Source organism: Aquimarina aggregata, assembly GCF_001632745.1.
Lineage (GTDB): Bacteria > Bacteroidota > Bacteroidia > Flavobacteriales > Flavobacteriaceae > Aquimarina > Aquimarina aggregata.
Genome location: NZ_LQRT01000024.1, coordinates 534459 through 551011, shown reverse-complemented (window position 1 = coordinate 551011; position 16553 = coordinate 534459). Strand labels below are relative to the sequence as shown.

Genomic DNA, 16553 nt, shown 5'->3' with positions numbered 1-16553 from the left:
AACTTTATCTCACTGTTAAGACTTGTATAATGTATTTACTCATTTTAACGTTAAAGAAACAATTCTGTGATATTTTGAAAAACTCCTCAGCATCCAAATACTACCTATAAGCATCATAAAGTTTTTCTAAATACCAAAAACAGTAAAACCCATTTAAACTTCTAACAATCAATATTTTACATTTTTATCTAGTAATATTATTTAGAATAAAAGGATTACTAAAATCCTATCTCATTTATTTATTCCGTCTTTTTTCCTACATCACAATCCCTTAAACTAAGCATAATAGTGTCATAAAACCTATTACTGTAAAACCGTATTTATTTGTATCAGATTTTGAAACTAGAAAATGAGAAAAATACTTACAACTATCGCCCTATGCTGTCTAGGGATAACTTTTGCACAAGAAACAGGTACTATTGCTGGAAAATTATTAGACAAAGAAGCTAACAATCAACCCTTACCATTTGCCAATGTAGTCGTTCAAGGAACTGCAAAAGGAGCATCAACAGATTTTGATGGGTTATTTGAAATTCCAGATGTACCAGTAGGTACTTATACGTTAGAGTTTAGGTTTACCGGATATCAAACTGTAGAAGTCCCAAATGTTTTAGTAGAAGCGAACAAAATAGCAGTCGTAGATGCAACCCTAGGAGCTTCTGCTGCTGAATTAGAAGCAGTTGTAATTAAAGTTGTAACAAGTCGAGAGCGAGAAGAAGCCTTATTACTAGAACAAAAAGCCGCTGTAACACTTAAAACTTCTATTGGAGCACAAGAACTTGCAAAAAAAGGAGTAGGCGACGTAGGAACTGCTGTTACTAAAGTAACGGGGATTTCAAAACAAGAAGGTTCCGGAAATATATTTGTAAGAGGACTAGGAGATCGATATAATATCACAACACTTAATGGATTACCACTACCATCAAATGATCCGTCAAAAAAGAACATCCAACTAGGAATTTTTAACACAAGTATAGTAGAGGCAATAGGAATTGACAAAACTTACAACCCAGAAAATTTTGGAGATTTTGGAGGCGCTAACATTGATATTTCGTCTAAGGATTACAAAGGTAAAGGGTTTATAGAAATTGGATTTTCAAGCGGTATAAATACAGAAACTACGGGAGCAGATGATTTTTTCTTAACAGATGGTCCAAATAGAAGTGGTTTTTATGATATCGACATTCCTGCATTCCCACTTAGCAACTATAATTTTGAAACAAGTTGGGATAGACAAAAGACTTCTGCACCTGTGAATTCAAATATCTCGTTAAAATTAGGAGATTCATACAACATATTCGGAGGAGATACAAAACTAAGTGTTTTTGGAGTTGGATCTTTTAGTAACAACTATAGCTATAGAGAAGGTATTTCTAGAGGTGGAGTAACCGTAAATTCGGTTGCAAATAGTGATTTTGATTTCTTTAATTATGCATATAATACCAATACAACTTTAATGGGTAATATTGGTATTAAACATGGCCAAAATAAAATAAGCTACAATGCGCTTTTTCTAAACAACTCTAGTGAACAGCAAAAAGAATTTTTTGGAATCATAGACGTAGAAGATGATGCTCCTAATGGAGGTGGATTTATTCAAAGAGCCGTGTTTCAAAGAACCACACTTATCACTCATCAATTATTAGGTGACCATGAAATTGGTGAAAACTTTGAGATTAATTGGGGAGGGTCATATAACTTCCTAGAAGGTTCTGAACCAAACAGAAGACAAGTTACTTTAGTTCCTGAAGTTCCTAATCAACCTGATGGACCTAGATCTTTTCGTTTAGTATCTGCCGCATCTGATAACCACAGGTTCTATTCTGAATTACTTGAAGAAGAGATTGCTGGAAACCTAAAGGCAACATACAAATTCAAAAAAAATGAAGAAGACGAGTATGATGGTAAAGTAACCGTAGGATATAGCGCGCGATTTAAAAATGTAGATTTTGAAGCAACACAGTTTAACTTCCAAGTCTTTAATAATATTGCACAACCCACTACAGAAATTTATGATGTTGATGCTTACTTTAATCAACAGAATTTAAATAGTGGCTTATACAGAATAAGAACTTTTAGAGGTACAATAGATACACCTAATGCTTTAGACCCTCAATTTTATGAAGGTGATCAAACGATTAACTCTGGATTTATAAACTTTGAATATGCTTTTTCCCAAAAATTCACTTTACTCGCAGGAGTTAGAGGAGAACAAATTAATCAAACCATTGCTTGGTCTACGTCACTAGAACCACAAGGAGATGAAAGTGAGCTCGATACTTTTGAGATTTTACCAGCACTATCCTTAAAATATGAGATAGACGAAAAGCAGAATATAAAGTTTGCTTCAAGCAAAACCTATACACTTCCTCAATATAAAGAAAGAGCTCCTTTCCTATTTCAAGAGGTAAATCAGGATTATTTCGGAAACGAAAATTTAGACCTTTCTACCAATTACAATATAGATTTAAAATGGGAGTCTTTTCCTAAATCTAACGAAATTATCTCTGTAGGTGTGTTTGGTAAATTAATAGAAAACCCTATTAATGCTATCACAATCCAATCGGCATCCAATGATATTACTTGGGCCAACACAGGAGATCAAGCCACTGCTTTTGGGGCAGAGTTAGAAGTTAGAAAAGTATTATTTGAACATGAAGCAGACCAAGTTGATGTTAGCTTAAAAAATAGTTTGACTGCAGGTATAAATGCAGCTTACATGATCACTAACCAAGAGTTAGACGGGCAAAAAGTATTAGATGAAGCTGGCTTAAGTTTTATACCAACATATACAGATACAGGTATTTCTGGAGCTTCAGACTTGGTAGCTAATGCCGACCTAAGTTACTATAAAGATTTTTCAAAAGACAAAAATATTCAGTTAACACTAGCTGCGAACTATTTCTCTGATCGAATTTTTGCGATAGGTAACTTCGGAAAGGGAAATATTATCGAAAAAGGAGTTCCTACAGTTGATTTTGTAGCAAAGACTCAATTAACCGAAAATATTACAATTGGTTTATCTGCCAAAAATTTATTCAATCCAAGTATCGAACGATTTCAAGAAGCAGTAGATGGGGACACAAATGATGACCCAACATTAAACTTAAATTTTCAACAAAGAGAGATAACCATATTATCCTATAAAAAGGGATATGATGTAAAATTATCTCTTGCTTACAAATTTTAATAAAACCAAATAATAAAATAGAAACTCTTAAAACCTTAGTTAAAAACGAACAATTTTTATTTATAATTATTAAACTTCGAAAACAATGAGAAAGATTCTTTTTACATTAATGTTAACCTTTGCTACAGGAGCGTTTGTCGTATCTTGTAACGGTGATGATGATACTCCTGGGAGTTCTTCAACTTGTAGCGATGGTGTTCAAAACGGAAATGAAACTGGCGTAGATTGTGGTGGTTCATGTAATCCTTGTACTGCAAACAGTGAATTAACTGGTGACGTAACTGAAAACACAACTCTAGATGCTACTATAGAGTACCAACTTACAGGTGCTTATGTTGTTAAATCTGGATCTACTTTAACAATTCCTGCAGGAACAGTAATTAAAGCTGTTGGCGGAACCGCTGCTTATATTGCTGTAGAACGTGGTGCTCAAATATTCGTAAACGGAACTTCTGCTTCTCCCGTTGTTATGACTTCCGGCGCTGCTAATCCAGCTCCTGGTGATTGGGGTGGATTAGTTATTTGTGGTGATGCTCCTACTAACAAAGGAAGCAATGTAACTTCTGAAGTTGCAGATCTTACGTATGGTGGAACTAATGCAACAGATAATTCTGGATCTGTTCGATACTTAAGAGTTGAATATACAGGTGCTACTTTCTCAAACGATAAAGAATTTAATGGGGTATCGCTTTTCGGTGTTGGTTCTGGAACTACTTTCGAATTTGTACAGTCTCATAATGGTGGAGATGATGGAATCGAATTTTTTGGAGGAACCGTTGCTGGTGAAAATTTAGTATCTACTAATAGTGGTGATGATTCTATTGATTTTGCAGACGGATGGGCCGGTACAGGTGAAAACTGGTATATTGCTGGTGGTGCTAAAGCTGGAATCGAAGGATCTAACAACGGAGACGATGGTGATGCTACACCTGTAACAACTACTACACTTTCTAACATTACAGTGGTTGGACCTGTTACCGAAGGTGCACTTTTCTTTAAAGAAGGTGGTGGTAACTTTACAATTACGAACTTCTACACAAGTAATGTTGACCTTGGTATTAATGTTAAAGATACCGATGCACAAGCCGCTGTTAGAATTGAAAACGGTGATTTAACAATTACAGATATTCAGTTTGCTAATGCTCCAACTGGACTTGATGCTACTAACTATACAGGAACGAACCAAACATTCTTTACCGAAGGTATTGCTACTGGTGCAGGAAACGGTGCTGCTTCTCCTGCTTGGGCAGCTGGATGGACTGTAGGTCTTGACAATAGTGGTCCTGCAAGCTCTGAGAACTTAGCTGGTGAAGTTAACGGAACTGTTACATTAAGCGCAACTGTTGAGTATAACCTTACAAGTGCTTTTGTTGTAAAAGACGGAGGGTCATTAACTATTCCTGCTGGAACAACAATAAAAGCAACTGGTGGAACGGCTGCTTATATCGCCGTAGCCAGAGGTGGACAGATATTTGTTAACGGTACTGCTGCTTCTCCAGTTGTAATGACCTCTGGTGCTGCTAGTCCTAATCCTGGCGACTGGGGTGGATTAGTTATTTGCGGTGATGCTCCTACAAATAAAGGAAATAATGTAACTTCTGAAGTTGCAGACCTTATCTATGGTGGAACTAATGCAACGGATAACTCGGGATCTATTCGTTACTTAAGAGTTGAGTACACTGGTGCTACTTTCTCTAACGATAAAGAATTTAATGGGGTATCTCTTTTTGGTGTTGGTTCTGGAACTACTTTCGAATTCGTACAATCTCTTAAAGGAGGTGATGATGGTATCGAATTTTTTGGTGGAACTGTAACTGGTAACAACCTTGTATCTATTGGTAGTGGTGATGATTCTATTGACTTTGCCGATGGATGGGCTGGAAATGGATCTAACTGGTATATTTCTAAAGGTGCTAAAGCTGGTATTGAAGGATCAAATAATGGTGATGATGGTGATGCTATGCCTGTTACTACAACTACACTTTCTAACATTACAGTTGTTGGTCCTGTTACTGAAGGTGCGCTGTTCTTCAAAGAAGGTGGTGGTAACTTTACAATCACGAACTTCTTTACAAGTAATGTGGATCTTGGTGTAAATGTAAAAGATACTGATGCTCAAGCCGCAGTAAGACTTGAAGCAAATAATCTTTCTATCAACCCAATGCAATTTGATAGTCCTGCTACTCCTTTTAATCAAACAAACTATACAGGAGTTAACCAAACGTTCATCACTGTAGGTGATAATACTGGTGCAGGTAATGGAGCTGCTGCTCCTGACTGGGCTAATGGTTGGGCAATTGGTTTCTAAAAATAAAGAATATATAGTGTCTAAAAGGGCTACCATTATGGTAGCCCTTTTTCTTGTAATCTTATCCCTATATTACCCATATTAAGGAATCATTAATTACACAGAATAAAGGGTAACATTTTTAAGTCGGTAGGCATTAAAGGGTATACATTTTAACCTAAACTTTTAAAACCTTTTTATTATGAAACAATTGACTTTTTTAGTATTACTATTCATCACAATTACTGTTAATTCTCAAATTAACATTAAGAATTTTAAAGTAACTTCCAACCCAAATTTAACCATTGAAAAAGGTGACAGGTTCGATTTCAAATTTGATGTTCAAGGTACCTATCATTCTTTAGATCTATTTGTTTACTTCCAAAGCGAATCTTCCTCAAATCTTTTAGGCCTAATTTATTGGAATAGAGACAGAGACAACCCATTAAATTTTCCATCTTTTACTACTAAAAACACTTGGTTTAATAGTTTTTTAGATAGACGTGTTACAATTCCTGGAAAAAAATTCATTCTTGTCGTTAAATACAATAATCAAGTTAAAAAATTAGTATATCCAATATCTCAACCTGATAATGATGGCGATGGTGTTCCTAACGACTCTGATAATTGCCCTAATGTTGCTGGTCCAGCTTCTAACAATGGTTGTCCTGTACTTAAGAAACCAAACTTAAAATTAAAAAGTCTTAAAGTTAAAAATACGACAACTAACACGCTCATTTTTAACTTTCCCAATGGCAATACGAATACTCCAACACTAAAAAAGAATAATCGATATGACTTTAGTATTGAAGTAGAAAACAACGTATCTGGTTCAACTCAAGCAAATCCAGTCTCCTTAGACATGTTAATTAACACAAGTAGTATTTTATACCCGGATCCAAGGGCAAGAGTATTTAATGTTACTACAGATAGTAATATTGGAAGTATCAGTGCCAGTAACTCTATTACAAAAACCTTTAATGTATTTGTAAGTAATACCATTGGTTCTTCTCCAACATTATCTAATGGAAATGGATATACATTAAGTTTTGATATCGATGGAAAAGGAAAAGTTGATGAATCCAATGAAAATGACAATATAAACCAATTACAGTTTGTTTATTCATCATCTTCAAGGTCAGGACTAGTTAACATTTTAGATAAATCTAATCTTAACTCTCATGAAGTATCTGTATTCACTATTTACGGAACTCTCATAAATCAAAAAACCGTAGCTACAAAAGATGAGGAAGATAAATTTATTAATAGTCTACCCAAAGGATTTTATATCGTTAAGAACGGTATAGAAACTTATAAAATAGTAAAAGAATAAAGCTTACCTATTGTAATTTTATAACCGGAAATCAAATATTGATTTCCGGTTTTTTTACCATTCAAAATATATTTTAATACTTAAAATTACACCTTAACCGTTTTCCAATTTCCTTTTTTAAACCAAATAATACCTATTACAGCAATTAACACTTCGGCAAAAGTTATTGATAAAAACACTCCAATTGCTCCCCAATCAAAAACTAGAGCAGCCAGATAAGCAAACGGTAATTGAAATACCCAGAAACAAAAGAAATTAATAATAGTCGGTGTTTTAGTATCACCAGCACCATTAAATGATTGAATAACTACCATTCCGTATGCATAAAACACATACCCTGCTGCAATAACTCGTAAACTTAAAGCGCCATATTCTACGATAAGTGTTTCGGTACTAAAAATCTTTATAATTATCTCTGCAAAGAGTAAATAAAAAACAGATACAAATAGCATAAAAACAGCATTGTATTTACCGGTTTTCCACACAGATTGCTCTGCTCTATCCGGCTTAGATGCCCCTAAGTTTTGCCCTACTAAAGTAGCGGCAGCATTACTCATCCCCCAAGAAGGCATTAGCGTAAACATTAACACGCGTATCGCTATTGTATACCCTGCTAAAACTTCACTACCAAATTCAGCCATGATTTTCATTAAGAAAACCCAACTCGAGGTCCCAATAATAAACTGCCCAATACCTCCAAGAGATACTTTGATAAGATCAATCATAATTTGAGCTCTAAAAACAATATCTTTAAAAGTTACTTTAATCTTACTCCACCCGTAAAATAAGATTAGTAATTGAAAAATTACAGCACTACCTCTTCCTATAGTTGTTGCTATTGCAGCACCTTCTACCCCAAAGGCAGGTATAGGTCCAAACCCAAAAATAAACATGGGATCTAGAATAATATTTAAGACATTTGAAAATATAAGAACTCTCATTGCCACAGATGCATCTCCTGCTCCTCTAAAAACAGCATTGATTAAAAATAGGAGCATGATAGTTACATTTCCTCCTAGAAGTACTCGTGTATAACCATAACCTTCTGCAATAAGATCAGGTTCTGCTCCCATTAGACCAAGAATCTCTTTAGGAAAAAATATTCCTATTAAACTTATCAATGCAGCAATTCCTATTCCTAAAAAAATAGCTTGGATAGCCGTTTGCGACGCTCCATTGATATCCTTTTCACCAACTCTACGTGCCACTATCGCAGTAACTCCCATACTTAATCCAATGGCTACTGCATAAACCAATGTAAGTACCGATTCTGTTAGTCCTACTGTCGCAATAGCATTGGCTCCTAAACTAGAAACATAGTATGCATCTACTAAGAAAAATACAGACTCCATCATCATCTCAAGAACCATTGGTACAGACAACATAAAAACTGCTCTGCGAATACTGCCTGAGGTAAACTCTTGCTCCTTACCTGAAATTGCAATTTTGAAATATGATATAAAACGGGAAATATTGACTTTACTTTCAGCCATAATATGAAAAATTATATAATTAGAAATAAAACAAAACAGAAGACTAGTGAAGATATTTCTAGCTCCTAAATAAATGAGGTCCTAATGCGTACAAAAATGTACATAATTTTTTTACAGCTTCATAATGAAACAAAGATGCGGCATTATTTTTGAAATACAAAAATATTTCGATGGAAAAACCGTAGTTTTACTACCGAAGTGCCCTAAAATCAAGATTTAACAGAAAAGTATCGGGCTATCTTAGATAGTTTTTAATTTTAAATTGTATCTTTATTGCCCCAAAATAAGTTTTTATGAAAAAAATCTACTTACTAATCATATTCGTTGCCTTACTATGCTTTTCCTTTACCACGGGAATCCAAGCACAGGCTAACCAACCTCAAAATCCAGCCTCCAAAAACCTAGACAAGATACCAGGACTTCGTATATTTCCTAATCCTGCAACTGGTGATGTTATATATATAACTTCTGACAAACAGTTAACCAAAACAGTTAAAATCTATACGGTTCTCGGTAAACAAGCTGTATTTAAAGTACTAATCGGAAAAGAATTAGATATTAGTGATTTAAATGAAGGGGTATATGTAATTAAAATTACCGAAGGACAGAGAGAAGCCACAAGAAAGCTCATCATCGAATAACTATTATTTCACCATTAGTCCATTTTTTTTGATCCATTTTAAGTAATTTATCTTAAAGAGACTTTATATCTTTGTAGCATATAATTATCGATAACACCGTATGCTAGCTGAAACCATTTTTTCTATTCAAGATGACATAGAGTTTAAGGAAACAGCATTAAAAGTCTTTAAGCATCAGTACACCAACAATAATACGTATCAAAGGTTTTGTAATTTACTTGGCATAACCAAAACATCAGTTCACTTATTAGAAGACATCCCGTACCTACCTATTGATTTCTTTAAACAGAAAAAAATAGTAAGTACAACTGCTCCCGTTGCTAAAATTTTTACAAGTAGCGGAACTACTGGTAGCACAACCAGTAAACACTATGTAAACAATCTTTCTATTTATGAACAAAGTTTTAGATTAGGCTTTAAACACTTCTATGGAGAGATTGAAGAGTATACTATATTAGCATTACTACCCTCTTACCTAGAAAGAGAAGGGTCTTCACTAGTATACATGGCCGAAAAACTCATACAAGACAGTAATCAAACCCTAAGTGGATTTTATCTATATGATATTAAAAAATTGGTAGGAGTTATCAAACAATTAATCTCCGAAAACAAAAAAATACTTCTATTAGGTGTATCATTTGCGCTATTGGATTTAGTCGAAGAATATAGCCTCCGTTTGCCTCCAGATACGATCGTAATGGAAACAGGCGGAATGAAAGGACGAAGAAAAGAACTTATACGTGAAGAATTACATCTATTGCTTAAAAAAGGATTTGGTATTTCTAAAATCCATAGTGAATATGGCATGACCGAACTACTATCGCAAGCTTATTCATACGGAGATGGACTTTTTTATCCGCCACCATGGATGAGAGTATCTATACGCAATCCAGAAGACCCATTAACAATATTAGAAAAAGGCAGAACAGGAGGAATCAATATTATTGATTTGGCCAATATTGATTCTTGCTCTTTTATTGCAACTCAAGATTTGGGTAAACTTCACGAAAAAAATAGTTTTGAAATAATAGGTCGATTTGACCATAGCGATATTAGAGGATGCAACCTAATGGCTCTCTAAACTTTTCGGTTATTGTATACATATATAATTCGAAAATTATTTTAAGCATAAAAGCAGAGTAAAGTGCCTTCCTACACTACACTAACAGAAAAATATTCATAAACAAAGTCTTATAATTATGTTAAAGTTGTAATGATTAAAAAAAAACTCGACTGAATTGGGGAAGTTACTTGAAAACAAACAAATGAAAACTTATCTCACTTTACTGTTTAGCTTTTTTATAATTATAGCAAGTGCGCAACAAATAGATTATAATACAAAAAAAAGTTTTGTTGCAGAGGGATATGATGTAACAGAGTATTTTAACAATAAGGCAATCAAAGGAGATAGCAAAATTACAGCTACTCATGATAATGTAAAATATGCATTTGCTACTCAAGATAACTTAAATAAGTTCAAAAGTAATCCAGATAAATTCATACCACAGTATGGCGGATATTGTGCATATGCAGTAGCTGTAAACAATGATAAGGTTGATATTAATCCTAAGACTTTTGAAATACGAGATAGTAAATTGTATTTATTTTACAACTCGTGGGGAGTAAATACCCTAGAAAAATGGTCAGCAGAAAATCCTAAACAATTGCAAGCTAAAGCAGACGCAAATTGGCAAGGAATTAAAATAAAGAAATAATACAGTTGCATCGAACTGTATTGAATGTTAAGTTTTTTTCAATAATTGATTGGTTAGTTGACAAAGCCTACTAAGAAGAGATTCTGGTAGGCTTTGTTTTTTATTGTTTTCTTGTCAAACCAAATTAGATGTTTTGAGTTTAAAGCACTAACTATACTGCTCTAATAACAAAATAGTTTTTCTTTCCTCTTTGTAAGAGCACAAATTGATCATTAATTAAGTCACTTTCAGATATAGCGTAACTATCAGTAACCTTTTCTTTATTTACAGATATGGAGTTTTCTTTCAAAGCTCTTCTAGCCTCACCATTAGATTTTAAGAATCCCGTTTTTTCTGCCAAAGCTCCTATAATATTAAGTCCCTCTGTTAGAATTTCTCTGGGCAACTCAGATTGCGGTACACCATCAAAAACATCTAAAAATGTAGCTTCATCCAAATCCTTAAGGTCTGCAGATGTTGATTTCCCAAAAAGAATTGCCGAAGCCTTAATTGCATTATCTAGATCCTCTTGAGAATGCACTATTACAGTAACCTCATCAGCCAGTTTCTTCTGTAAAATCCGTAGATGTGGGGCTTCTTTGTGCTCCAGTATTAATGATTCTATTTCTTCTTTTGTTAAAAAAGTGAAAATCTTAATATATTTTTCTGCATCCTCATCACTGGTATTTAACCAATATTGGTAAAACTTGTACGGAGAGGTTCTCTTAGCATCTAACCAAACATTACCCCCTTCGGATTTTCCAAATTTAGAACCATCAGATTTAGTAATTAATGGGCACGTTAAGGCATATCCTTTACCGCCTCCAATTCTCCTGATCAATTCTGTTCCTGTAGTAATATTACCCCATTGATCACTACCACCCATTTGTAAAGTGCAATCATGTTCTTTATAAAGATGCAAAAAATCATACCCCTGTACTAATTGATATGTAAATTCTGTAAAAGACATTCCGTCTGATGATTCTGAAGAAATTCGATTCTTCACAGAATCTTTAGCCATCATGTAATTTACAGTGATATGTTTACCTACATCTCTAATAAATTCAAGAAATGAAAAGTTTTTCATCCAATCATAGTTATTTACTAATACAGCTGCATTGGCTTCATTACTTTCAAAATCTAAGAACCTTGCTAATTGTGCTTTGATCGCTTCTTGGTTATGACGCAGTGTTTTTTCATCCAACAAATTACGTTCTGCAGATTTACCAGAGGGATCACCTATCATTCCTGTAGCTCCGCCCACTAAAGCAAAAGGCTTATGACCTGCTCTTTGATAATGCGCCAACAACATAATAGGTACAAGATTACCTATATGCAATGAGTCTGCTGTAGGGTCAAATCCTACGTATGCCGCCCTCATTTGTTCCATTAGATATTCTTCAGTTCCTGGCATGGCATCATGCAACATACCTCGCCACTTTAGCTCTTCTATAAAATTCTTGGTCATTATACTATAATTCGATTAAGATCGACAAAGATAAAAATATGGATAATATTTAGCTATGAATATATAAGGAATCCTAAATATGATTATTTTAGTCTTTAGAATATTTATTCATGATTTTAGTTACAGGAGCAACAGGATTGGTAGGCACTCATTTATTGATGAAAATCGTAAAAGAAAAACATAAAGTGCGCGCACTTTATAGATCCGAAACCAAAAGAGAACATGCTAAAAAAATATTCTCGTATTACTTACCAGATCAAGCAGATACACTTTTTAACACTATAGATTGGGTAAAAACAGACATTACGAACATCCCGGATTTAAGTGATGCTTTTCATGAAATTACTCATGTATATCATTGTGCCGCTTGGATCACATTTAATCCTAAACATTACAAAAAATTACGCAAAATTAATATTGAAGGAACCGCCAACATAGTAAATCTATGCTTAATTAACAACATCCAAAAACTTTGTTATGTTAGTTCTATTGCTACTTTAGACGAAGAACCTAATGTTCCTTTTATCGATGAATCATCAGAATGGAATCCTGAAATCTCAAAATCTGTATATGCCATTACAAAGTATGGCGCCGAAATGGAAGTTTGGCGGGGAGCACAAGAACATTTAGATGTTGTAATCGTAAATCCTGGAATTATTATTGGGCCAGGGTTTTATGAAGGTGGTAGTGGATATCTATTCAAAAGAATTAATGCGGGTATGAAATACTATACTTCAGGGTCTACAGGATATGTTGCAATAGATGATGTTACGAATATCATGTACCAACTCATGAATGGTGCATGTACTAATAAAAGGTATATTGTGATTGGAGAAAATTTAGGTTTCAAGACTGCATTTACATTAATTGCAAATGCGTTAAATAAACCCGTACCTACTAAAAAAGCTACTCCTGTTTTAATGAAAATCGCATTCTATTTGCAATATCTAAGTCATATCCTTTTTAGAACAAAACGCTCAATTTTTAAATCATCAATTCAGAGTGCTTTTTCTAGTCCTATATATAAAAACGATGCCGTTAAAAAAGAGTTGGATTACACTTTTATTCCAATAGAAAAAGCTGTAAAAGAGACTGCACAACATTTTTTGAACAAAATTTAAACCCTACTTCTAGTGATCAAGCTGCATTAGTTCTTGATGCATACTTTCATCATCTTTTAGAAGCTCCTTTTTATCAGTTAATGTATCTTTTACTTTATTAATAGAGTCTTGTATCTTTTTTATAGAATCTTCTTCTTTTCTAATCTTTTCATATTTATTCTTTGATTCTTCAAGATTAGCTTTTACTCGCGTAAATATCTTCTCATATGTATCCAATTGTCCTGAATACCATATATTATTTTCTTCAAAAACAATACTATCAATATTGTGTTTTTGCAAAATATAAGTCTCTGGATTCATTTTATTCTCTTCCAAAAATCTCTTATAAGAGCCTTTTGCTGCTTTTACAAAAGCAATATCTGTAAGAACCTCAACCATTTGATCTTCTCCTAGTAATATTTTAGGCTGCTCTATTTTATCTATACTTTGACAAGCTAGCGCAACTAGAATCACCACAAAGCATATGTGTCTTTTTTTAATCATCTATCAAAAGTTAGTCTTTGCCCATGCTTTTCTTCATAAAACTTGAAATTTTCGTATGCCAAATTTCCATTTATAAAAGTGTGGGTGATACGTGATTTAAATGTTGTTCCTTCAAAAGGAGACCAACCACATTTATAAGCTATATTTTCTTTATTTACAGTCCATGGTGCATTCAAATCAACTAATACCGCATCTGCACTATACCCTTCTTTTACATATCCTCTATTTTCAATCTGAAATAAGATTGCGGGGTTATGACACATTTTTTCTACAATCTTTTCTAAGCTTATCTTATCCTGATGATAAAATTCCAACATTGCGGGAAGCGCATGTTGAACTAATGGGCCTCCAGAAGGTGCTTTGGTATACACATTATCTTTTTCTTCAGAAGTATGTGGTGCATGATCTGTTGCAATCACATCTAATTTATCTTCTAACAAAGCAGTAAACAAGGCATCTCTGTCTTTAGCTGTTTTAACCGCTGGATTCCACTTGATTAAAGTTCCTTTTGTAGCATAATCCGCATCCGAAAACCATAAATGATGAATACATACTTCTGCAGTAATCTTTTTATCTTTAAGAGGAATTTTATTTGTAAACAATTCAAGTTCTTTTGCTGTGGAAAGATGAAAAACATGCAATCTTGCACCTGTTTTCTTTGCCAAAGCTACGGCATTTGACGATGATAAATAGCAAGCTTCTTCACTACGTATTACTGGATGAAATTCAATAGGAATATCATCTCCATACGTTTCTTTATAACGAGCTGTGTTGTCTTTAATTGTTTGCTCATCTTCGCAATGCACAGCAATTAGTAAATCTGTAGACGAAAATATTTTTTCTAATATCTCGGGGTTATCTACCAACATATTTCCTGTAGATGATCCTAAAAACAATTTAAGAGCTGCCACTTTTTTAGGATCAACTTTTAATATCTCCTCTAAATTATCATTAGTCCCACCAAACATAAAAGAGTAATTGGCATAACTTGTTTTTGAAGCTATCTCGAATTTCTCTTCTAACTTTTCAATAGTTGTAGATTGTGGTACCGTATTAGGCATTTCAATAAAAGATGTTATCCCACCAGCTACGGCTGCTCTGGATTCTGTTTCTATAGTTGCTTTATGTGTTAATCCAGGTTCTCTAAAATGTACTTGATCATCAATTACTCCAGGTAATAAGTATTTTCCTTCAGCATCAATAATTTTAACATCAGAAGATTTTGCACTTATCTGATCAGCTATTTCTTTAAAGACTCCATTTTCTATATAGACATCTCCTGCAAAAATTTGACCTTCATTTACTATATGTACATTCTTTATAAGTACTGAGTTTACTTTCATATCTCGTAACGATTAAACAAGCTATTAAATTTCATTTTTATTACTCCAAAAACGGCTTCAGATATAATCCCTTTGCTCATTTTTGAATTACCCCTAGTCCTATCTGTAAAAATTACAGGAACCTCTTTTATTTTAAATTTTAGTAAATATGCTTTAAATTTCATCTCTATCTGAAAAGCATATCCAACAAATTTTATCTTATCTAAATTTATTTTCTCAAGAACCTCTCTTTTATAACAGATAAATCCCGCAGTTGTGTCATGAATATCCATTCCTGTGATAAAACGAACATATTTTGATGCTCCCCACGAGAGTAAAACTCTACTCATCGGCCAGTTTACAACATTTACCCCAGTAACATACCTAGAACCGATAGCAACATCGGCAGTTCCCTTAGAACAGGCATTATACAATCGTATCAAATCATTTGGGTTATGAGAAAAGTCTGCATCCATTTCGAATATATAGTTGTAAGACCTTTCTAATCCCCATTTAAATCCAGTTATATAAGCAGTACCTAAACCCAGTTTATCTTTTCGTTCGACCAAAAATAGAATATCCGGATATTCTTGCTGTAACTCTTTAACTTTTGCAGCAGTTAAATCAGGAGAACTATCATCTACAATAAGAATATGAAAATCACGCTGAAGTGAAAACACATTCTTAATAATTCGTTCTACATTTTCAATTTCATTATAGGTAGGAATAATGACTAAAGCCTCTGCCATCGATACTATTTTTCACGCAAATATAACTAAATAATTAGACCCATTGAACAATGAAATAACTAGATGTTTTTTTGCTTTTATACATTAATTGATCGTAATTTTATCCCGCAATAGGATATGGAATTTATCACAAGAGAAATAACATCGAATAATTGGCTAACTATCTTACTAGTTTTATGCCTTGCATTACTTGCTATTGCGAAAAAATTAGACGCTCTTAAGTTTGCCGATTTCATGACGCTCTTTACTAGCACTAAGTATATCATATCATCTCAAAAAACCAGTACTCTATCTTCACCTTTTAATACAATCTTACTTATTTTACAGATTATCTCTGTTTCATTATTTTTATATTCAGGTTTTGAAGTATTCGAATTTGAAGTTTTACCTATACAAATTAACTTATTTTTTAAGATCATAATTCTTTATACTGTAATTGTAATTTGTAAATTATTAGTAGAAAAAATAGTTGCCACAATTTTCTCAATTGATTCTATCGTAGATGAATACTTATTCCATAAGGTATCTTATCGCAATTTTATTGGCGTATTATTACTACCTATAAACATTATATTTATCTATGCTTTTCTCCCCACCAGAAATGTATTTATCGCAGTATTAGCCCTACTATTTATCATAAATGCAATTGTTCTCATCTCTTTTTATAAAAAAAATGAAAATACAATTTTAAAGCACTTGTTTTATTTTATTTTGTATCTTTGCGCACTTGAAATTGCACCCTATTTTATACTATATAAGCTTATTAAATAAG

Annotated in this window: 13 protein-coding genes; 8 read left to right on the top strand and 5 right to left on the bottom strand. The window is 33.4% G+C overall.

What is annotated here, in order from left to right:
• Nucleotides 1-349: 349 nt before the first annotated feature.
• The 3 genes from AWE51_RS17565 to AWE51_RS17555 all read left to right on the top strand — a co-directional run bounded on the left by AWE51_RS17565 (nt 350) and on the right by AWE51_RS17555 (nt 6810).
• Nucleotides 350-3190 (top strand): TonB-dependent receptor, encoded by a 2841-nt coding sequence (locus AWE51_RS17565; RefSeq protein WP_066315996.1) that lies wholly within the window; start codon nt 350-352, stop codon nt 3188-3190.
• An 85-nt stretch (nt 3191-3275) separates the two neighbouring features.
• A complete protein-coding gene (locus AWE51_RS26295; protein WP_066315994.1) occupies nt 3276-5498 on the top strand; it encodes a beta strand repeat-containing protein in 2223 nt (740 codons plus the stop codon).
• A 181-nt stretch (nt 5499-5679) separates the two neighbouring features.
• Nucleotides 5680-6810, top strand: coding sequence for a CARDB domain-containing protein (locus AWE51_RS17555; RefSeq protein ID WP_066315991.1), 1131 nt, complete (start codon nt 5680-5682; stop codon nt 6808-6810).
• An 86-nt stretch (nt 6811-6896) separates the two neighbouring features.
• Here AWE51_RS17555 and AWE51_RS17550 read toward each other — a convergent pair whose 3' ends face one another.
• On the bottom strand, nt 6897-8303 hold the full coding sequence (locus tag AWE51_RS17550; protein WP_066315989.1) for an MATE family efflux transporter: 1407 nt from the start codon (nt 8301-8303) through the stop codon (nt 6897-6899).
• Between the two features lie 293 nt (nt 8304-8596).
• Between AWE51_RS17550 and AWE51_RS17545 the strand changes: the two genes are divergently transcribed.
• The 3 genes from AWE51_RS17545 to AWE51_RS17535 all read left to right on the top strand — a co-directional run bounded on the left by AWE51_RS17545 (nt 8597) and on the right by AWE51_RS17535 (nt 10659).
• Nucleotides 8597-8944, top strand: a complete 348-nt coding sequence (locus AWE51_RS17545; RefSeq protein WP_066315987.1) for a T9SS type A sorting domain-containing protein — start codon at nt 8597-8599, stop codon at nt 8942-8944.
• 100 nt (nt 8945-9044) lie between these two features.
• A complete protein-coding gene (locus AWE51_RS17540; protein ID WP_066315985.1) occupies nt 9045-10025 on the top strand; it encodes a LuxE/PaaK family acyltransferase in 981 nt (326 codons plus the stop codon).
• Nucleotides 10026-10209: 184 nt separating this feature from the next.
• Nucleotides 10210-10659 carry a YHS domain-containing (seleno)protein gene (locus tag AWE51_RS17535; RefSeq protein ID WP_066315983.1) on the top strand — a complete coding sequence of 150 codons (450 nt, stop codon included), beginning with the start codon at nt 10210-10212 and terminating at the stop codon, nt 10657-10659.
• A gap of 151 nt (nt 10660-10810) precedes the next feature.
• On the opposite strand, the gene tyrS is transcribed toward AWE51_RS17535, so the two are convergent.
• Nucleotides 10811-12106, bottom strand: a complete 1296-nt coding sequence (tyrS, locus tag AWE51_RS17530; protein ID WP_066315980.1) for a tyrosine--tRNA ligase — start codon at nt 12104-12106, stop codon at nt 10811-10813.
• 110 nt (nt 12107-12216) lie between these two features.
• Between tyrS and AWE51_RS17525 the strand changes: the two genes are divergently transcribed.
• Nucleotides 12217-13227: an NAD-dependent epimerase/dehydratase family protein gene (locus AWE51_RS17525; RefSeq protein WP_066315977.1), complete on the top strand. Its 1011-nt coding sequence runs from the start codon at nt 12217-12219 to the stop codon at nt 13225-13227.
• A 9-nt stretch (nt 13228-13236) separates the two neighbouring features.
• Here the strand turns inward: AWE51_RS17525 and AWE51_RS17520 are convergent, their stop codons facing one another.
• From AWE51_RS17520 to AWE51_RS17510, 3 genes are read right to left on the bottom strand one after another with little or no spacing between them, the layout of a single operon-like run.
• Nucleotides 13237-13710, bottom strand: coding sequence for a DUF4296 domain-containing protein (locus AWE51_RS17520; RefSeq protein WP_066315974.1), 474 nt, complete (start codon nt 13708-13710; stop codon nt 13237-13239).
• Complete coding sequence (locus AWE51_RS17515; protein ID WP_066315972.1) at nt 13707-15053, bottom strand: dihydroorotase; 1347 nt, start codon at nt 15051-15053, stop codon at nt 13707-13709. The genes AWE51_RS17520 and AWE51_RS17515 overlap by 4 nt, the downstream gene beginning before the upstream one ends.
• Nucleotides 15050-15781, bottom strand: a complete 732-nt coding sequence (locus AWE51_RS17510; protein ID WP_066315969.1) for a polyprenol monophosphomannose synthase — start codon at nt 15779-15781, stop codon at nt 15050-15052. The genes AWE51_RS17515 and AWE51_RS17510 overlap by 4 nt, the downstream gene beginning before the upstream one ends.
• A 117-nt stretch (nt 15782-15898) precedes the next feature.
• Between AWE51_RS17510 and AWE51_RS27230 the strand changes: the two genes are divergently transcribed.
• A complete protein-coding gene (locus tag AWE51_RS27230) occupies nt 15899-16552 on the top strand; it encodes a DUF4271 domain-containing protein (RefSeq protein WP_066315968.1) in 654 nt (217 codons plus the stop codon).
• Nucleotide 16553: the final 1 nt, after the last annotated feature.